At 52.6% G+C, this 19103-nt stretch carries 14 protein-coding genes; 8 read left to right on the top strand and 6 right to left on the bottom strand.

Annotated features, from left to right (window positions below; all coding sequences use genetic code 11):
- Positions 1-132 precede the first annotated feature (132 nt).
- The 3 genes from ADINL_RS06140 to ADINL_RS06130 all read left to right on the top strand — a co-directional run bounded on the left by ADINL_RS06140 (position 133) and on the right by ADINL_RS06130 (position 4811).
- Positions 133-1860 (top strand): protein adenylyltransferase SelO, encoded by a 1728-nt coding sequence (locus ADINL_RS06140; protein ID WP_036544910.1) that lies wholly within the window; start codon positions 133-135, stop codon positions 1858-1860.
- An 85-nt stretch (positions 1861-1945) separates the two neighbouring features.
- On the top strand, positions 1946-3424 hold the full coding sequence (locus ADINL_RS06135; RefSeq protein WP_036544908.1) for an AAA family ATPase: 1479 nt from the start codon (positions 1946-1948) through the stop codon (positions 3422-3424).
- Between the two features lie 112 nt (positions 3425-3536).
- Positions 3537-4811 (top strand): MFS transporter, encoded by a 1275-nt coding sequence (locus ADINL_RS06130; RefSeq protein ID WP_036544906.1) that lies wholly within the window; start codon positions 3537-3539, stop codon positions 4809-4811.
- A 47-nt stretch (positions 4812-4858) separates the two neighbouring features.
- Here ADINL_RS06130 and ADINL_RS06125 read toward each other — a convergent pair whose 3' ends face one another.
- Positions 4859-6337 (bottom strand): uracil permease, encoded by a 1479-nt coding sequence (locus ADINL_RS06125; protein WP_036544904.1) that lies wholly within the window; start codon positions 6335-6337, stop codon positions 4859-4861.
- 236 nt (positions 6338-6573) lie between these two features.
- On the opposite strand from ADINL_RS06125, the gene katG reads away from it, so the two are divergent.
- Together katG and yiaY are read left to right on the top strand one after the other, a co-directional pair.
- Positions 6574-8748, top strand: coding sequence for a catalase/peroxidase HPI (gene katG, locus ADINL_RS06120; RefSeq protein WP_036544901.1), 2175 nt, complete (start codon positions 6574-6576; stop codon positions 8746-8748).
- A 275-nt stretch (positions 8749-9023) separates the two neighbouring features.
- A complete protein-coding gene (gene yiaY / locus ADINL_RS06115) occupies positions 9024-10172 on the top strand; it encodes an L-threonine dehydrogenase (RefSeq protein ID WP_036544899.1) in 1149 nt (382 codons plus the stop codon).
- A 159-nt stretch (positions 10173-10331) separates the two neighbouring features.
- Here the strand turns inward: yiaY and ADINL_RS06110 are convergent, their stop codons facing one another.
- From ADINL_RS06110 to ADINL_RS06090, 5 genes are read right to left on the bottom strand one after another with little or no spacing between them, the layout of a single operon-like run.
- The gene (locus tag ADINL_RS06110) at positions 10332-11321 is read right to left on the bottom strand and encodes a 2-hydroxyacid dehydrogenase (RefSeq protein WP_036544897.1); all 990 of its coding nucleotides are present in this window, start codon (positions 11319-11321) and stop codon (positions 10332-10334) included.
- Between the two features lie 19 nt (positions 11322-11340).
- On the bottom strand, positions 11341-11952 hold the full coding sequence (locus ADINL_RS06105) for a nucleoside 2-deoxyribosyltransferase (protein WP_051632600.1): 612 nt from the start codon (positions 11950-11952) through the stop codon (positions 11341-11343).
- Positions 11953-11968: 16 nt separating this feature from the next.
- Positions 11969-14332, bottom strand: a complete 2364-nt coding sequence (locus ADINL_RS15920; protein ID WP_051632599.1) for an ATP-binding protein — start codon at positions 14330-14332, stop codon at positions 11969-11971.
- Positions 14325-16103, bottom strand: coding sequence for a putative bifunctional diguanylate cyclase/phosphodiesterase (locus ADINL_RS06095; protein WP_036544895.1), 1779 nt, complete (start codon positions 16101-16103; stop codon positions 14325-14327). The genes ADINL_RS15920 and ADINL_RS06095 overlap by 8 nt, the downstream gene beginning before the upstream one ends.
- Positions 16100-17125, bottom strand: a complete 1026-nt coding sequence (locus tag ADINL_RS06090; protein ID WP_036544893.1) for an adenosine deaminase — start codon at positions 17123-17125, stop codon at positions 16100-16102. Before ADINL_RS06090 ends, ADINL_RS06095 begins: the two co-directional genes overlap by 4 nt.
- Positions 17126-17195: 70 nt before the next feature.
- On the opposite strand from ADINL_RS06090, the gene ADINL_RS06085 reads away from it, so the two are divergent.
- Genes ADINL_RS06085 through ADINL_RS06075 form a run of 3 tightly spaced genes read left to right on the top strand, consistent with a single transcriptional unit; the run spans position 17196 to position 19098 of the window.
- A complete protein-coding gene (locus tag ADINL_RS06085; protein ID WP_051632598.1) occupies positions 17196-17912 on the top strand; it encodes an energy-coupling factor ABC transporter ATP-binding protein in 717 nt (238 codons plus the stop codon).
- Positions 17909-18550 carry an energy-coupling factor transporter transmembrane component T family protein gene (locus tag ADINL_RS06080; RefSeq protein ID WP_036544891.1) on the top strand — a complete coding sequence of 214 codons (642 nt, stop codon included), beginning with the start codon at positions 17909-17911 and terminating at the stop codon, positions 18548-18550. Before ADINL_RS06085 ends, ADINL_RS06080 begins: the two co-directional genes overlap by 4 nt.
- Entirely contained in the window at positions 18547-19098 is a 552-nt protein-coding gene (locus tag ADINL_RS06075; RefSeq protein ID WP_036544889.1) for a biotin transporter BioY, read from the top strand. Before ADINL_RS06080 ends, ADINL_RS06075 begins: the two co-directional genes overlap by 4 nt.
- The last annotated feature ends 5 nt before the right edge of the window (positions 19099-19103 follow it).

Raw genomic sequence — 19103 nt, 5'->3', positions numbered from 1 at the left:
CCGCGCGCAGGCTACCTGGAACATCGTTTGGCTGTATGCATCCGCTGCGATGCTTACTCCTGCGTCAAACCTGTTGCTCGGTGGTATGATACCCAAAACAGTCAGTGTTCGATCGAACCAAGAGAGACCGCTATGCCGATGCAAAACAGTACCCACGCTACCCGTCTGATCACAAGGCTAGAGGATTTGGCTCAACAGGTTGATTACTCACTGATCACTCAGCTGGTACCTGATCCTGATGCAACTGATGATGGTATTGATCACACCCCACGTCAGATCTTTTCCGGGCATTATGTACCGGTTAAACCGACCCCGCTTCCACAACCTGAATATGTGGCACATAGCCATGGTTTTTTCAAAGCGTTAGGGTTTGATGATTCGCTTGCCCGATCTGAGGACTTTATCAGACTTTTCTCGGGAGATATGGACGCACTGCCGACTCCCATGCGCCAGCAGGGTTGGGCGTGCGGTTATGCGCTGTCTATTTTTGGCACTGAATACACCCAACAATGCCCTTTTCAAACAGGCAATGGTTACGGTGATGGGCGCGCGATTTCGATTGTCGAAGCGGTGATTCAAGGCAAGCGTTGGGAGATGCAGCTGAAAGGCGGTGGACGAACGCCTTATTGTCGAGGCGGCGATGGTCGCGCGGTGCTCAGATCCAGTGTGCGGGAGTTTTTAGCTCAAGAGCATATGCATGCGCTGGGGATTCCAACGTCTCGCTCTTTGGCGTTGATGGTGTCAACCACAGAGACAGCCAAGCGCCCCTGGTATTCAGAAGGGTCTCGCTCAGGTGATCCTGACAAAATGATCCATGAACCGGTCGCTATCTCCACCCGCGTGGCGCCCTCCTTTATCCGGGTGGGGCAACTGGAGCTCTTTGCACGTCGTGCACGCAGTCAGGCTCATCCACAGGCGCTCGCCGAACTGGAGTCGATTGTGTTGCATGCCATAGACAGAGAGTATGCCGATGAGATCGACCCTGCGTTAGCCCTTGAACAGAAGCTGCTTCAATTCGCCCAGGCTTTTCGATCCCGCCTGACGGCGTTGGTGGCCAACTGGATGCGCGTTGGCTACTGTCAGGGCAACTTTAACAGTGATAACTGTGCCGTCGGTGGGTTTACGCTGGATTATGGTCCTTACGGATTTTGCCAGGCCTTTCACCCCTATTTTCAGCCCTGGACAGGTGGTGGTCGTCATTTCTCGTTCTTGTATCAACCTGTCGCGGCGGAGCGTAACTTTCAATCCTTCTGCAGCGCGTTACGGCCTTTAGTTGCGGAAAACCCGGACGCATTAGAGCAACTCGATGCGATTGAGGCAGGATTTGCTGCACTGATGCAAACAGAGCTTGAATCCATGTGGGCGAAAAAACTCGGACTCGCCAGATATGATGCGGAGCTGATAACGGAACTCTTTGCTTTGATGATGCAAACGCCGGTGGATTACACCCTTTTCTTCCGGGAGCTGTCCCACTTGCCAGAAACCCTGGCACCGTTGAGAAATAGCTTTTACCCTGAACCGGGTTCTGATGCCGATTCTGCAACTCTAGAAACCCGCTGGCAGCACTGGTTTACACACTGGAGACAACACATCACAGAGCGCTTACAACATATCTCACGTGACACTTTGTCCAGTCAGCTTAAACACACCAATCCCAAATACACCTTGCGTGAGTGGTTAGTTGCGCCAGCCTATCAACAGGCTGCAGACGGTCAATATGAGCTGATTCGTGAGCTGCAACAGGTCATCACCCACCCTTATGAGGAACAGTCCGCGAGCGTCGCCAGCAGGTTTTATCAACGGCAACCGCTTGAATTTTTTGATACAGGGGGCATATCGCACTATAGTTGTTCATCGTAAGAATAGGGATCATATCGCACTCACGTTGTTCATCTTAAGACTCGGAGAAATATCTGCCGAGCTTACTTCATCAAAGGATTAACGGATGGATGATTGTAAAGATCTGGAGTTGATGCTTCGCTCACGTACGCCCATTGTTGTTGTAGAAACACATGAGGAATCGAGAGTTCTGGAGCTTTTACAGCGCATTGCCGGACGCATGGTCACCCCGCTGTTTCGCTGGTCAGTCACCGAAGGTCTACGACGTCTGGATCGTGAAATGGCCGCCCAGAAACATAATAGCGATCCGGCAGCTGTATTGGGTCATATTCGGAGTGCCAAAACAGCCGGACTCTATGTCCTTCTCGACTTTCATCCCTATCTCGACAACCCGATGAATGTCAGGATGCTGAAAGATATCGCTCTGGAAGCGGAGCATTGGGGCGGAACCTTGATATTGCTCAGCCATGAATTAAGCCTTCCGGGTGAATTAGCACGTTACAGTGCTCATTTCGAACTCGCCCTGCCCAACCCTGCTGCTTTGAAACGCATGATTAATGAGGTAGCACGTGAGTGGAGTAGTGCCAATCCCGGTCAACGCGTCAGGGCAGATTCGACCGCTGTCGATATGCTGGTGAAGAACCTTGCCGGTTTACCGATTCTGGATGCACGACGTCTGGTGCGTAACGCCATTTTTCTGGACGGTGCCATCACCCAGGAAGATATTCCCGCCGTGATGCAGGCCAAATACCGCTTACTGGAAAACGATGGCGCACTGACCTTTGAATATGACACCGCCCGCTTTTCAGATTTAGGCGGTATGAAGCACTTAAAAGCCTGGCTGGAACGCCGCGCTGTATCCTTTGGCGCCACACCACCGCCCGGCCTGGAAGCCCCCAAAGGCATTATGCTGCTAGGGGTCCAGGGGTGCGGTAAAAGTCTGGCAGCCAAATCGGTGGCCGGTAGTTTTGGTGTTCCCTTATTACGGCTGGATTTTGGCGCTTTGTACAACAAGTATCATGGTGAAACCGAACGAAATCTTCGGGATGCCTTGCGAACCGCTGAAGTGATGGCACCTTGTGTGCTCTGGATAGACGAGATTGAAAAAGGACTGGGCTCCGATTCAGGTGAAGGCTCAGGTACATCCAAACGTGTATTAGGTACCTTGTTAACCTGGATGGCCGAGAAAAAAGAACCGGTGTTCATTGTCGCTACCGCGAATGATATTTCAGCACTGCCACCTGAATTGGTACGCAAAGGGCGTTTTGATGAAATTTTCTTTGTAGATCTTCCCGATGCCTCGGCACGATTCAACATCCTTGAGGTGCATCTCAAACGCCGTCAGTTGAAACATGAGGAGTTTGACCTTTCACTGTTAGTCCCCGCCTCTGAGGGTTTTTCAGGTGCCGAGTTAGAGCAAGCCGTTGTTTCAGCCCTGTACCAGTCCTATGGCATGAACCAGCCGGTGAATACCGACATGCTTTTGAATGAAATCCAGCAAACACGTCCCTTATCGGTGGTCATGGCTGAAAAAATTGCTGAACTGCGCCATTGGGCATCACAGCGAACGGTACCTGCTGATTAAAGCAAACGGGTCATCCATTTTGTCAGGACAACAATAAAACAGATGCTCTCAGGCCATTTTATTTTTAAGCTGGCAGGATAGGTTCGGTTTTTTGTTGATGGAGTGCTACCCGATGAGTTCGGCCACGACTGCTCGTTATGACCGCTTGTTTACCCCGGTACTGCTGGCCAGCTGCATTGTCATTCTGGTCAGTTTCGCTGTACGTGCATCCTTCGGCCTGTTTCAGATTCCGGTAGCCGAAACCTTTGACTGGCCACGCGAGGCGTTTTCGTTTGCTATTGCCATTCAAAATCTGTTCTGGGGGATTGGCCAGCCGCTGTTCAGTGCGTTTGCGGAGCGCTATGGTGATCGCAAGGCAATTCTTGCAGGTGCAGGCTTTTATATCGCCGGACTGGTGCTGTCGGCCTATGCCATTACGCCTGGCCAACATCAGTTGCTGGAGATGCTGGTCGGTTTCGGCATCGCAGGTACCGGGTTTGGTGTCATTCTGGCGGTGGTGGGCCGTGCGGCATCGGACAAGAACCGTTCGATGGCACTGGGTATCGCCACGGCCGCAGGGTCTGCCGGACAGATTGTCGGGCCTCCGGTAGCGCAACTGCTGCTGAATCAAATGCCCTGGCAATCGGTATTTATCGTCTTTGCAGGTTTTATTCTGCTCTCCATGCTGGCACTGATCTTTTTGCGTGCACCAGCACCTCAGAAAGCGACCCAGTCAGATGAGCGTATGGGAGCAGTGTTAAAGAAAGCCCTGCGTGATCCATCTTTTGCCTTTATTTTTATCGGTTTCTTTTCCTGCGGTTATCAACTCGCGTTTATCACTGCGCACTTCCCCGCCTTTATCACAGAGATGTGCAGCGTTGTGGCACCCGGCAGTATCATTCAGTCGCTGGGGGTTTCCTCCACGACCATGCTGGGTGCGGTGGCCATAGCGCTGATCGGTGTTTTCAACATCGGTGGCACACTGATGGCAGGCTGGTTGGGGCAGCATTACTCACGTAAATATCTGCTGGCGACAATTTACCTGTTACGTACGATTGTTGCTGCGCTGTTTATCATGAACCCGATTACGCCGGAAAGTGTGTTGCTCTTCTCCATTGCCATGGGATCGCTGTGGCTGGCAACCGTTCCACTCACCTCTGGATTGATCGCACAGATCTATGGACTGCGTTATATGGGGACACTCTATGGCCTGGTGTTTTTCTCGCACCAGCTCGGTGGTTTTCTGGGTGTCTGGCTGGGTGGAGCGCTCTATGACCTGTACGCCAACTATACCGTTGTCTGGTGGATAGGTGTCGGCTTCGGCGCACTCTCGGCGCTGATTCATCTACCGATTGATGAGCGCCCCTTGGCACAGCGCCGTCCAGCCTCCCCGGCACTGCCGGCATAACTCAAGCAGTTCCCACGGGTTGCCCCCGTGGGAAGACCGGACGCTTATCAGATCTTATTCTGTTTGAGTGCGAAACCGCCAAAAAATGCAGCCATCACCAGATAACCCAGGGTGAAATCCTGTGATGCATTGAAGGACAGCTCAGGGGCATGCATCAGGCCGATAAACGAACAACCTGCAGCCACCAGAGCGAACACAGCTGCCTGACGGAACTTGTGATCGATCACGGAAACCGTCATGGCTCCCAGTAAGATAGCCGTGAACATGGCTCCCTGTCCCAGCACAACGATGGCGCTGGAGATATTGTCCACCACATCACCCGCACCGCGATTGAAGCGAGTCATGACATAATTGGCAAAGTACGGCAGCATGGCCAGCGCAATCGCCGGATAGTAGCGTGTTTCATTGCTTTGAAAGGCGGTGGCAATCATCGACATACCGACGAATACCAGAATCGGGGCCACGACAGACACCGGAATAATGGCAGCCAGTGCCGCAATCAGACCAAACATGGTGGCGAGACCGTACACCACGCCATTCAGAATGCTGTAGCCTCGACCTGCGCCCATCCATTTTGAACCCACGGTAGCGATATACACAGTCGTCGGAAAAACACCGCCAAATACTGCACCCAGCATGGTACCCACGCCATCTACCGCCTGACATTCACGCACATCATACTTGTCACCCGCGGCTTCCATTGCTTCCACGTTATTCATGGTTTCAATGGCGTTGTAGAGTGTGATTGGCAGCACTACCGTCAGAATCGCCAGCATGCTGGTAAACAACAGCCCCAGACCCTCAAACCAGGCCAGACCCGGCAGCAAGGGATAGAATCCCAGATGGGTAAAGGCATCGCCAAACTTGGCGGTATCTGCCGCCCCGATCAGATAGGCCATGGCAGTACCGATAATGATCGCAAACAGTGATGCCGGTATCCGGAACGGCATGGAAACCCGGGCAACCAGACCGACAATGATAATCGCCAGGACCAACAGGCCAATCACCGGAATTTCCAGTGTTTTGAACAGCATTTCACCGGCAATGAAGGTCAGCGCCACACCGGCGACTGCACCCAGCATGGCAGCACGCGGCAAATGGGTCTGAATCCAGCGCCCGATCACACTGATACAGACTTCGATCAATCCACTGATGAAACAGGCAGCCACGGCGATTTTCCAGGCCATGACTTCGTCCCCGGTCAGGGACTTGGCTGGCAACAGTACACCAAACAGGAACACAAACATCACTGGCGTACTGATACCGTAGGACAGTGCCGTGACATCAGCACGATTCTCTTTACGTGCCAGGCGGGCAGCACTCCAGGCATAGTAGAAGTTGCCGACCATCACCGCGACCGCAGCGCCCGGCAGGACCTGTCCGAAAACGATTGAGGGCGAGAACCCCATACCCAACATCGTGATGGCGATGATCACGAAGTTGGCTATGTTGTTCTGGAACAGTGCAAAGAAGGCGTCAGTATCCTCCTTTTTGTACCAAGGATAGTGCACGGGTTGAGGGGTCATGGAATGTGATTCTCTTAGTTAGGAATTCTTACGGAATAAAACCGCGAATTTTAACAGCATTCTTCCCTGATCGACCAGCAGCCCATATATAGCTTAAATCTATCAACTTGTTAATTAATTAAAATTGCCTAAATAAGGCGAAAACCCTGCTTTTCATCTATTCTGTTTGTGAGCTGTAAATGCCTACAAAGACTACGGCGTTACAGAAGATACAAGTCATAAAACAGGAGAGTGATATGGATAACAAGAATGCCAGTTCTTTCGGTAAATGCCCCGTCATGCATGGTGCAAATACCGCCAGTGGCAAAACCAACATGGCCTGGTGGCCCAATGCTCTGAACCTGAACATCCTGCATCAACATGACACCAAGACCAATCCTCTGGACCCCGAATTCAATTACCGTGAAGCGGTAAAATCACTGGATGTCGCCGCACTGAAAAAAGATCTGACCGCCCTGATGACCGACAGTCAGGAATGGTGGCCTGCCGACTGGGGACACTACGGTGGTCTGATGATTCGTATGGCCTGGCATGCTGCCGGTTCATACCGTGTCGCCGATGGCCGCGGTGGTGCCGGTACCGGCAACCAGCGTTTTGCGCCACTAAACTCCTGGCCGGACAATGCCAACCTTGATAAGGCCCGCCGCCTGCTCTGGCCGATCAAACAGAAATACGGTAACAAACTCAGTTGGGCTGACCTGATCATTCTGGCAGGTAATGTTGCCTATGAATCCATGGGCTTTAAAACCTACGGTTTTGCCTTTGGTCGCGAAGACATCTGGCATCCTGAAGAGGATATCTACTGGGGTTCCGAAAAAGAATGGCTGGCACCTACGGACAACGCCAACAGTCGTTACTCAGGCGAACGCGATCTGGAAAATCCGTTGGCCGCAGTAATGATGGGGCTGATCTATGTTAACCCGGAAGGGGTCGACGGCAACCCGGATCCACTCAGAACCGCCAAGGATGTCCGTGAAACCTTTGCCCGCATGGCCATGAATGATGAAGAAACCGTGGCACTGACTGCAGGTGGTCATACTGTGGGTAAAGCACATGGTAACGGCGATGCAGCTCTGCTGGGCGCTGAGCCTGAAGCGGCTGACATCGATGAGCAGGGCCTTGGCTGGAACAACAAAACCTCACGGGGTGTAGGCCGCAACACTGTCACCAGTGGTCTGGAAGGTGCCTGGACAACACATCCGACGCAGTGGGACAACGGCTACTTCTATCTGTTGCTGAACTATGAGTGGGAACTGAAAAAGAGCCCGGCCGGTGCCTGGCAGTGGGAACCAGTCAATATCAAGGAAGAAGACAAGCCGGTGGATGTTGAAGACCCATCCATTCGCTATAACCCGATCATGACTGATGCCGACATGGCAATGAAGATGGATCCGGAATATCGCAAGATTTCCGAACGCTTCTACAAGGATCCAGCCTATTTCGATGAAGTGTTTGCCCGTGCATGGTTCAAACTGACACACCGCGATATGGGTCCAAAAGCACGCTATATCGGTCCTGAAGTACCGCAGGAAGACCTGATCTGGCAAGATCCGGTGCCAACAGGCAAACGTGATTATGATGCCGCTGCCGTGAAGGCCAAAATCGAGGCCAGTGGTTTGAGCATCAGTGAGATGGTCAGTACAGCCTGGGATAGCGCACGTACATTCCGTGGCTCAGACATGCGTGGTGGTGCCAATGGTGCACGTATCCGTCTGGCACCTCAGAAAGACTGGGAAGGTAATGAACCTGCCCGTCTTGGCAAAGTGCTGGGTGTGCTCGAGGGTATTGCCGCCGAAACAGGTGCCAGTGTTGCAGATGTCATCGTACTGGCAGGTAATGTCGGGGTTGAGCAAGCCGCGAAAGCAGCCGGTGTTCAGGTGACAGTGCCTTTCACGCCAGGTCGTGGTGACGCGACTCAGGAGATGACCGATGTCGAATCATTCAGCTACCTGGAACCGATACATGATGGTTTCCGTAACTGGGTGAAAAAAGACTATGTCGTCAGCCCAGAGGAACTGTTACTTGATCGTGCTCAGCTCATGGGGCTGACTGCACCTGAAATGACCGTGCTGATCGGTGGCCTGCGGGTACTGGGTACCAACCATGGTGGCAGCCCGAAAGGTGTCTTTACCGAGCGTGTAGGTCAGTTGAGCAATGATTTCTTTGTCAACCTGACAGATATGCGCTTCACCTGGAAGCCCACTGGCAAAAACAGCTATGACATCGTGGAACGTAAAACAGGTGCGGTGAAATACACTGCATCACGTGTTGATCTGGTATTTGGTTCCAACTCAATTCTGCGCGCTTACGCCGAGGTCTATGCACAGGATGATGCGAAAGAGAAGTTTGTAAAAGACTTTATCGCCGCCTGGACCAAAGTGATGAATGCAGACCGGTTTGATCTGCTCTGATCAACGAGTACAACTAACCTAGTACAACTAAGCTGAGAATACGGACGCCCTGCGGGGCGTTCGTGCTGTTGAACAATTCCTGCCCAGCATCGCTGTACACCACGCTACCCGGCACTTGCCACATTACCCCACGGGTTATACACAGCCTTTTCCCCGGTTTTTGTGCACAAGTTTATTGAATCTGATCAATAGCCTGGAGCTTGACTCGGATCAACAGCCACTTTTTTGAAGCTGCTACACTAAAGTCTAATCAGTCATCGACAAGGAGACAGGCTATGTCCGTCAGCGAATTTCATATCCCGGCCCTCAATCTGATGGGAGCCGGAGCGCTTAAACAAGCCATTGGCAATATTCAGAAACAAGGATTCAGCCGCGCCCTGATTGTCACAGATGCAGGGCTGGTCAGCGCCGGGCTGGTCGATGAGGTGACGCAACTGCTGCAACAGGCCGGTGTTGCAACCTGTGTATTTGCCGATGTACAGCCAAACCCAACCACCGCCAATGTCGCCGCCGGTCTGGCATTATTGCAACAACAGCAGTGCGACCTGGTCATCTCACTGGGTGGCGGATCTCCACACGACTGCGCCAAAGGCATTGCACTGGTTGCCACCAATGGTGGTGATATTCGCGATTACGAAGGTGTGGATAAATCCGCCAAACCACAGCTGCCATTGATTTCCATCAACACCACTGCCGGTACCGCCAGCGAAATGACACGTTTCTGTATCATCACCGATGAAACACGTCACATTAAAATGGCCATTGTGGATAAACACACCACACCTATTCTGTCGGTCAATGACCCGCTGACCATGGTCGGCATGCCCACACAACTCACAGCAGCAACCGGGATGGACGCTCTGACACACGCGGTTGAAGCCTATGTTTCTACTGCGGCAACGCCCATTACCGATGCCTGTGCATTAAAAGCCGTTGAGCTGATTACCCGGTTTCTGCCAAGGGCTGTACAGCAGGGAGACGATCTTGAAGCACGCGAGCAGATGGCCTATGCCCAGTTCCTCGCAGGCATGGCATTTAATAACGCCTCACTCGGCTATGTGCATGCCATGGCACACCAACTGGGCGGCTTTTATGACCTGCCGCACGGTGTCTGCAATGCGGTGCTGTTACCACATGTACAGGTCTTTAACAGCCAGGTAGCGGCAGAGCGACTGGCTCAGGTCGGGGTTGCCATGGGCCTGGCGGCAAGCGATAACGCTCAGGCCGGTGCAGACGCCTGTATTGCCGCGATCAAAGCCCTGAAAGACCAGGTCGGCATTCCACGTGGGCTGGCTGATTTGGGGGCTAAAGCGGAAGACATTCCGGTTCTGGCTGCCAATGCACTGAAAGATGCCTGTGGATTCACCAACCCGATCCAGGCGAACCAGTCTCAAATTGAAGCCATCTTCCAGCAGGCCTGGTAACGATTTGCATCTCGCGATGCATGTGTACTGGGTGATTATAACGGGCTGGATGCCGAACGTTTGATCACCTACAGGAGATCCAGCGGTCAGGTTTCATTCTCTTGAACCTCTGCTGCCAAATGGCGCCTGAACATCAGGCGCCATTTTTATCCCGGCTGACTAGACCACCTGATTATCGCACTGGCCTTTCTCAGCAAGATCACGCAAATTGGCTAAAGTAATCTCGGCAATCTGCGTCAAGGCTTCCCCGGTGAAAAACCCCTGATGCCCGGTAATCAGCACATTGGGAAAAGTCATCAAGCGGGACAAGTCATCATCGGTCAGTATTTCATCGGACAGGTCTCTGAAAAAAAACTCACTCTCCTGTTCATACACATCCAGCGCCAGATAACCCAATTGACCTGATTTCAGCGCCATAATTGCAGCCCGGGTATCAACCAGCCCGCCACGACTGGTATTCACCAGCATGACACCGGGTTTCATCGCAGCCAGTGCAGCGCCATTGATCAGATGATGGTTTTCCGGCGATAAAGGACAATGCAGACTGATAATATCGGCACGACGGTAGAGCTCTCCCAGCTCAACATACTCACCGCCTAAGGCTTCAAACACCTGGTTTGGATAAGGATCATAGCCCAGCAGCTCGCAGCCAAAGCCCTTCAGGATCTGTGCAGTTGCCATACCTATTTGTCCGGTACCGATCAGACCCACGGTTTTACCATGCAGATTGAAGCCCAGTAATCCCTGTAGCTGAAAATTGCTTTCACGGACCCGGTTATATGCCCGATGGGTGTGACGGTTAAGTGTCAGGATCAGTGCCAGTGTATGCTCGGCAACAGCTTCAGGTGAATAACCGGGTACACGAACGACCGGCAGCTGTAACGCTTTGGCAGCTTCCAGATCAACCTGATTGAACCCGGCACAACGCAACGCAATCCAGGATACACCCTGGTGCTTCAATGCATCCAGACAGGCTTCATCAAGTACATCATTAACGAAAGCACAGACCGCCTGAGCACCTGATGCCAACCGTGCAGTTTCTGCATTTAACGGGGTATCCAGATAGTGCAGGGTAAAACCAAACGACTGATTGGCACGATCAAAAAACACCCGGTCATACGACTGGGCACTGTAAAAAACAATATTCATCGACACGCTCTCTTGAGGGTTACACGGCTTTTGGCAACTGACCGGACAGCATGACTCTCGCCATCGCCAAAGCCATTTTCGCACCCTGATCAGTATAGGCGGTGGTACAGGCCACCATCAGATTTTCCTGCAAGCCAAAATTTTCAATCATACCGGTTGCGTCACGCCAGATGCCGTCCTGCTCAATGACCGCCGCATCTGCAGCGCGAACACGACTCAGGTAGTCAGGACGCGGGGCATCCGTATAACTGACAACCGGAATACCTCGCTGAACGGCCATCCCGATTTCAAAAGCCGTCCCGACATCCATGGCGGTACCCCGAAAACAACTGATATCAGCAATGATGGCATCCGCCTGCTGGATCATACGAATATTCGCCTGCGCTATCGCCTGGGCAATCTCGGCAGCCGTCAGATGATCAGACTGAATCTCATTATCCAGCGGGTACAGGGGCGTCATACCCAGCTGTTCACAATCGGCCTTGAGCTGCGCAGATATCGCCATGACGTCAGCATAAAATACCGACGGTCCGGCAAGATAGACACTGACCGGCAAGGCTGACAAGGGTTGCTGTTCAGCCTGGACCAGCAGATCAGCTGCCATGGAAGATACAAAAAGGGGTTGCAACATAATGACTCCAGAAGCATTAATTGGAGGCGCGTGGCAAGCTTAACTCAAACTCTGTGCCCTGCCCCGGCTGACTGCTCAAGCGAATCTTGCCACCCAGGACTCCCGTCACCATATTGTGCACCAGGCTTAACCCAAGCCCGCTGCCTCCACGCCCCAAACGCGTGGTAAAGAAAGGTTCAAAGACTCTCGCCTGCAAGTCTTCAGGGATTCCTTTGCCATTATCGCGGATGTACAGGTAGACACGATCTTCTGTGGCTGAGGCGCTCAGGATTATACGGCCAGGCTGCTCATCAAACGCATGAATCAGCGCATTCTGAATCAGATTAATAAGTACCTGTTCCAGAGGCCCGGGATAGGTATCCATCAAAATCGTTTCCTGTAACTCACTGACCACCTCATGAGGTGACTTGCGAATTGAGGGTTGCAGCATTAACAGCACATTGTGCACCACTTCGTTCAGGGTACACTGACGACGCTGAGACGATGCCTGATCCACTGCAACCTGTTTGAAGCTGTTAATCAGCTCAGCCGCACGCTGCAAATTCCGGATCAGAATATCGCTGGTCTGCTCGCCCTGTTCGATAAATTCGGTGAGATCCGAGCGACGCATACCCTGTTCCACTTTCTTGCGCAGCTCCCGATAGTCACCCCGGAAACGTGATGAAGCCATCACCGCATTACCGACCGGTGTATTCAGCTCATGGGCAATACCCGCCACCAGATTACCCAAAGCAGCCAGCTTGCCCGACTGAATCAGCTCCTGCTGCGCCAGCTCCAGGTCCTGAATTGCTTGCTGCAAGTCGCGTGTTCTCGCCTGTACCCGCTGATCCAGTTCACGGTTCAGGCGCAGTAAATCCTGCTGCAGATGATGGGTAGGTGTTATATTGTCGTACACCATCACCAGCATTTTTTCACCGTCCTGCTCAATCGTTGAGCCGGACACAGAGGCCAGAAACTGACTGGCATCTGCACGTTGCAGCCACACCTGGAACTGCTCCAACTGCCCTTCATCCATAATCTGATCAATTACGCGACGTCGATCGTCCTCGGAACACCACCAACCCAGTTGCTCTCCATTGGAACCCAGTACCTGCTGCTCACTGAATCCGAACTCCCTTAACCAGGCCTGATTGATACGTGTAGTCACGCACTGGCCTTGATGGCAGCGGGCAACCGCCATTGGGCTCGGAGCCGTGTTAAACACCATGGCCAGCTGGTTACGACTGCGATTCAAGGCAAACTCACGTTGGCGCACGTAACGGAAGGCAATCCACAGGCTGATAAACAGTACAACACCCGACACCAGCAACAGTAACACTACGTTTTCGGTGTTGCGGCGAATCAGATCCGCCCGCATCGCCTGCTCTGTCGCCAGAACACTGTGCATCGGCAGCATCAACACCACCTGCCACTCTGTATTCACGACCGGCATCGCCAACTGCTTGACCAGATAGGTCTGATCATTGGACTGAAACAGCGCCTCCCTGTCAGAGGCAAGATACAGAGCCAGCTCGGCATCCACATCCGCCAGATACTGGCCCCGATGCTGTGGATAAGCTGTCGCTGCCAAAATACGTTGTTGCTGGCTGAGCAAAACCAGCCGCGCCTGTCCGGCAAACACCGGGCTGGCCAGATGCAGGGCCGTACGCTGAAAGTCGTCCAGATTCAAATCAACACCCGCCACACCGGCAAAGCTGTCGCGCACAAAAATCGGTTTGGTCAAGGACATCAAGTCGATAAACTCACCCGGATTCAGCTCCCAACTGAAGGGCTCTGTGAGGCAGGGATGTAGCTGTTCCTGGGGACAAAGATACCACTCCGACTCACGTTGCCCGTATGTGTCCGGCGTTTCACTGTATTTGAAAGACACATCCTCTATTGGATAAAAACGTATCCCGTCCGCTTCACGCACCCAATAGACATCGAGGCTGCCTTCCGCCGAGCTATAGTCACCGATACCAATATACACCCTGTCCAAACCATCATAGGCGTTGGGCTCAAAGTGCACATAAGCTGAGCTGACCAGGGCATTGGCATTCAACGTAGCAGCCGTCAGTTTTTTTACTTGCAATCGGTTCAACTGCCCTTGCTGTTTGGCTGTCTGTCCCAAGATCGAAGCCAACAGCTTCGGACTCTGACCGGCCTGATCCATAAAGGTCAGCAGGCTGTCACGCAAGGCTTCGGTATTTAACTGCAACTGTTCGTTCAGAGATTCCTGCAGCAGTGCTACCGATGCATCCTCACTTTCACGGTTGGCTTGCTGCAATAAAAACAGCGCCAGAAACAGAACCAGGCCTAACGACAGCACCAGCAGCAAGGCCGCGGCCAACAGGGAGCGTACATATCGTGACAGGTGTTTCATCGACCAGGACTCAAACATTCAGGGTCTGCTGTTCCGTATAGACCTGAATCCACTCATTCAAGGCATCCAGTTTCATGGGCCGGGCAATCAGATACCCCTGCCCTGCATCACAATTGAGCTTGAGCAGTTCATTCAACTGAGCATCGGTTTCAATCCCTTCGGCCAGCACACGCATATTCAGACGTTGCCCCAACGTCAGAATGGTCTGTGCAATACGATAACCTGAAGCCGAAGTGGTTAACTTATCCACAAAGGAGCGGTCAATCTTCAAGCAATCTGCATGCAGTTTTTCCAAATAGGAGAGGGATGAAAATCCGGTACCAAAATCATCAATCGAAATCGTAATACCCAACTCACGCAATGCATTGAATTTTTCCACTGTCTCTTCGGCATAGCTCATTGATACTGATTCAGTGATCTCCAGGTCCAGATGCTGTCCTTCCAGCCCCTGTTCAGCCAGCGCCGCTTTTACCTGAGCGACAAAATCAGCCTGTTGAAACTGCAGCGGAGACACATTCACCCCCACTCTGAAGCCAGGATGGACTCGACAGAGCTCAGCACAATCATAGAGTGCCCGACGTAAGACCCACTCCCCAAGCTTCACAATCAGGCCTGACTGTTCTGCCAGTTCAATAAACACTACCGGAGAAATCATTTGTCCGGACTCATCAACCCAGCGAATCAACGCCTCAACACCAATCAACTGTCCCGATTGCAGATGGATCTGGGGCTGATACACCAGATACAGACGATGCCGGTCAAGATCCTGCTTGAGTGAAGACAACATGCTCACACGCTCACGCAAGGAGCAGATCATGGCATCATTAAAGACAACGGTTTGCCCGATTCCGACTTTTTTCGCCCGTTTCAGCGCCAGTGAAGCATGTCCAAGCATCTCGGCCGGTGCCAGCTCTTTATGACAATGCGCAATCCCCATACAAAAACTCAGCGCAGTTTCGACACCCTCGATTGTCAGTGTGCGTGACGCCAAATGACCCCGACACATCTCCTCGACCACACAACCGGTACTCGGCATCACCAAACCAAATTGATCGGCACTGAGCCGTGCAATGCCTTCGGTCATAGGCAGTTCTTTCAGCAGACTGGAGAAGTCCACCAGAAAGCGGTCTGCATAATATGCACCGAAGGTATCATTAATCATGGAGAAATTATCGATATCAATGAGCACCAGTGCATAGGGCTCATGGCTGTCCTGTGCTTTGATTTCCAGTGCTCTGAGCAGACCATTTCGATTTAATAAGCCGGTCAGGTGATCTTCGTAGGCCAGGTGTTCAAGTTGATCCAGCTGACGATAACTGCGGGCCGCCGTCATCAGGCAGGTATAGAGACGCTCTCGGGTCAGCTCGGTCTTGGTTTTATAATCGTTGATATCGTAACGCTGAATCGTTTCCAGCTCCGGGGCATAGCCAGGTTGCCCGGTACGCAGAATAATTCTCAGTTTACTGCGCCGCAGACTCTGGCGGACGCGGTGCACCAACTGCAAGCCGGCATCTTCGGACTCCATCACTACATCCAGCAGCATCACCGCAATATCCGGATCACGCAGCAACAGATCATAGGCTTCCTGACTGCTGTAGGCATGCTGAACCAGTAGCTGATAGCCATCAAAGTTCAGACCTTTGAGCAGTAGTTCGGTCATTAGATGCACATCTTCATCATCATCGACCACCAGCAGTTTGATAAACCGCTCTGTCGAGGTTTCAGTCACCCTGATACTCTGCCTGGCAGAATCGGTATCATCCAGAAATTCAAACAGTTCATCTGTCATGGCATAACCTCTGAGGCAGCAGCTTCCAGTCGTTTCAGGCAAGCCTGCTTCTCTGAATCAGACAGCCAGCTTCCGATAAAACTGTTACGAATAAGTTGCAGAATCTGAGCATCCGTGATGGGCAAATGTGCCAGCAAGGCGGCAAAATTATCCTGCAGATAGCCACCGAAATACGCCGGATCATCTGAGTTCACTGTCACCCTGAGCCCTGCATCCAGCAACTTCAGGATAGGGTGCTGTGACATATCCTCAACCACGCAGAGTTTCAGGTTGGACAAGGGACAGACTGTCAGTGGAATCTGCTCGTTGCGTAAGCGCTCGATCAGTACCTCATCTTCAAGAGCCCGGTTACCGTGATCGATACGCTGCACCTTGAGCAGATCCAGAGCCTGCCAGACATACTCCGGCGGCCCCTCTTCACCGGCATGAGCCGTCACCCGCAAACCCAGTTCACGGCAACGCGCAAATACCCGGGCAAACTTTTCCGGTGGATGGCCCAGTTCGGAAGAATCCAGCCCCACGCCATCAATACGATTCAGCCAGGGCATGGCCAGCTCCAGAGTTTCAAATGCACTCTGCTCAGACAAGTGACGTAAAAAGGACAGGATTAACCTGAAACTGATGCCCAGTTGTGTCTCCCCGTCACACAGGGCCCGATAGATACCCTCAATCTGGACGCTGAAATCGACGCCGCGCTGCAAATGTCCTTGAGGATCAAAAAAAATCTCGACATGAATAACACCCTCTGCAGCGCTACGCTGCAAATAGGCCCAGGTCAGGTCATAAAAGTCCTGCTCCGTCTGTAACACAGACATGCCCTGGTAGTAGAGATCAAGAAATTCTTGCAGATTATGAAACTGATAGGCCTGACGCAGAGCGTCTACACTGGCATACGGGAGTTGAATAGCATTACGCTCCGCCAACTGAAACATCAGCTCGGGTTCCAGGCTGCCCTCGATATGCAGGTGCAGCTCTGCTTTGGGCAATAGCCTGATACAGGCCAAACGTTCAGCTGAATTCATCGGCTACCTCACTACTGGGTTCTAACTTCAGATTAAGCTACTATTAGCATTTTTTAAAGACCGCCCGGTTATGTCGTCTGAATTCTCTGCTTCCGGTTCCATTGTATTTGATCAGGTATCACTGAGCCGCAATGCTCACCCCGTGTTACATGACCTCTGCCTTCAGCTAAATGAACGCCGTATTGGTCTGATAGGTCATAACGGTTCGGGTAAAAGCTCTCTGGTACGTTTGATTAATGGACTGTTGCAACCGGATTCCGGCAACATAGATGTACATGGCCGCAGTCCCCGCTCGGGTCCTGAGAAAATGTCGGCGCACGTTGGTTTTATTTTTCAGAATCCGGATCATCAGATTATTTTTCCGACTGTCGAAGAAGAGCTCAGCTTTGGGTTGATGAATCAGGGCGTGTCGAAAAAAGAGGCCCGGCAACAGGTGGCCGATATTCTGGCCAAACACCAGCGCTCCGACTGGGCAGACAAGGCCGTGCACAGCCTGTCAGATGGGCAAAAACAACTGGTGTGTATCCTCTCAGTGCTATTGATGCAGCCCGGCGTGATGATTCTGGACGAACCCTTTTCTGCACTTGATCTGCCCACGCGTTATCAACTAATGGACCTGTTATCGCAACTGCCGCAGCAGCTACTGATGATCAGCCATGAACTGGACACCTTAGAGACATTTGAACGGATTATCTGGCTTGAACAGGGACAGGTATTTCAGGATGGGCCACCGGATCAGGTGCTTCCGGCCTATCAGGCGGCTGCCAGAAGGCTGCAGACATTATGATCAGCCTCTATATCGCTCAAAAGAGCTGGTTACACCGGCTGTCTGCCGGGATCAAATTGCTGTTTCTGGCCGCCATCAGTCTATTGCTCTATCCGGTAGAACAGCCCAGTGTATTACTGCTTTTCCTCATTGCCACGCTGTTGGCTTATGCAACCGTGGGTTATGCGGCACTGCGTCAGCTCCTTGCCCTGAAGACCCTGCTGCCTCTTTTCGCCCTGATTTTTCTGTTGCAGTGGTGGAGTGTTGGTTTCGCGCCAGCAGCTCTTCTGGTCATGCGTATGCTCACACTGATACTGCTGGCAAACCTGATTACCCTGACCACACGCATGGACGACATGATGGACGCCGTAATGCCACTCTTTGCGCCTTTGCGCCTGCTGAAGATTGAGACACGCCGTATCGCGTTTGCCGTCACCTTACTGATACGTTTTATTCCGGTCCTGATGGCTGTTGTCAATCATCTTCTGGATGCATGGAAAGCACGTGGCGGCGGACGCAAACTCTGGCGACTGGTCATTCCACTCACCATTCAGTCCATCCGTCTGTCGGATAGCGTTGCTGAAGCCCTGGCCGCACGGGGCGGCATATCCAGCCCACTGACACAAGATCAACTCCACCAAAAAGGTTCATTTAGATGAGCAAAGACAAATCTCTGGTACAGATCGCACTCTATGCCGCACTGATCGCGGCTTTGGGACTGATTCCTCCCATCCCGTTTGTGACGGGTATTCCGATCACGGCGCAAACCCTGGGGGTGATGCTGGCGGGTATTATGCTTGGCCCCTGGCGCGGCGCACTGGCAATGGCACTGTTTATGTTTGTCGTCGCACTCGGTGCCCCTCTGCTTGCCGGAGGACGCGGCGGACTTGGTGTATTTGTCGGTCCAACAGCCGGTTTTGCCATAGGCTTTCCATTCGCCGCATTTGCCACCGGCTATATGGCCTTGTGGCTGAAACGCCTGCCGGTCTTTCCGGCCAGCCTCTGTGCCGCTATTTTTGGCGGCATCCTGGTCCTTTACCTGTTTGGCATTACCGGCTTCAAACTGATTTCGGGGCGCGACTGGCTGGATGCAACGCTGATCATGGCGGTCTTCATCCCCGGCGATCTGGTTAAAGCCGTGATTGCTGCCGGTGTAGCTCAGGCTGTCATCAAAGGACTGCCGGGAGCTGTCCAGACCCGCAGCTGATCATC

The sequence above is a fragment of the Nitrincola lacisaponensis genome (assembly GCF_000691225.1).
Classification (GTDB): domain Bacteria; phylum Pseudomonadota; class Gammaproteobacteria; order Pseudomonadales; family Balneatricaceae; genus Nitrincola; species Nitrincola lacisaponensis.
This window is presented reverse-complemented; position numbering and strand designations above follow the sequence as displayed.

Coding starts and splice junctions, on each gene's coding strand:
- ADINL_RS06140 (WP_036544910.1), top strand. CDS start 133: ATGCCGATGCAAAACAGTACCCACGCTACCCGTCTGATCACAAGGCTA.
- ADINL_RS06135 (WP_036544908.1), top strand. CDS start 1,946: ATGGATGATTGTAAAGATCTGGAGTTGATGCTTCGCTCACGTACGCCC.
- ADINL_RS06130 (WP_036544906.1), top strand. CDS start 3,537: ATGAGTTCGGCCACGACTGCTCGTTATGACCGCTTGTTTACCCCGGTA.
- ADINL_RS06125 (WP_036544904.1), bottom strand. CDS start 6,337: ATGACCCCTCAACCCGTGCACTATCCTTGGTACAAAAAGGAGGATACT.
- katG (WP_036544901.1), top strand. CDS start 6,574: ATGGATAACAAGAATGCCAGTTCTTTCGGTAAATGCCCCGTCATGCAT.
- yiaY (WP_036544899.1), top strand. CDS start 9,024: ATGTCCGTCAGCGAATTTCATATCCCGGCCCTCAATCTGATGGGAGCC.
- ADINL_RS06110 (WP_036544897.1), bottom strand. CDS start 11,321: ATGAATATTGTTTTTTACAGTGCCCAGTCGTATGACCGGGTGTTTTTT.
- ADINL_RS06105 (WP_051632600.1), bottom strand. CDS start 11,952: ATGTTGCAACCCCTTTTTGTATCTTCCATGGCAGCTGATCTGCTGGTC.
- ADINL_RS15920 (WP_051632599.1), bottom strand. CDS start 14,332: ATGTTTGAGTCCTGGTCGATGAAACACCTGTCACGATATGTACGCTCC.
- ADINL_RS06095 (WP_036544895.1), bottom strand. CDS start 16,103: ATGACAGATGAACTGTTTGAATTTCTGGATGATACCGATTCTGCCAGG.
- ADINL_RS06090 (WP_036544893.1), bottom strand. CDS start 17,125: ATGAATTCAGCTGAACGTTTGGCCTGTATCAGGCTATTGCCCAAAGCA.
- ADINL_RS06085 (WP_051632598.1), top strand. CDS start 17,196: ATGTCGTCTGAATTCTCTGCTTCCGGTTCCATTGTATTTGATCAGGTA.
- ADINL_RS06080 (WP_036544891.1), top strand. CDS start 17,909: ATGATCAGCCTCTATATCGCTCAAAAGAGCTGGTTACACCGGCTGTCT.
- ADINL_RS06075 (WP_036544889.1), top strand. CDS start 18,547: ATGAGCAAAGACAAATCTCTGGTACAGATCGCACTCTATGCCGCACTG.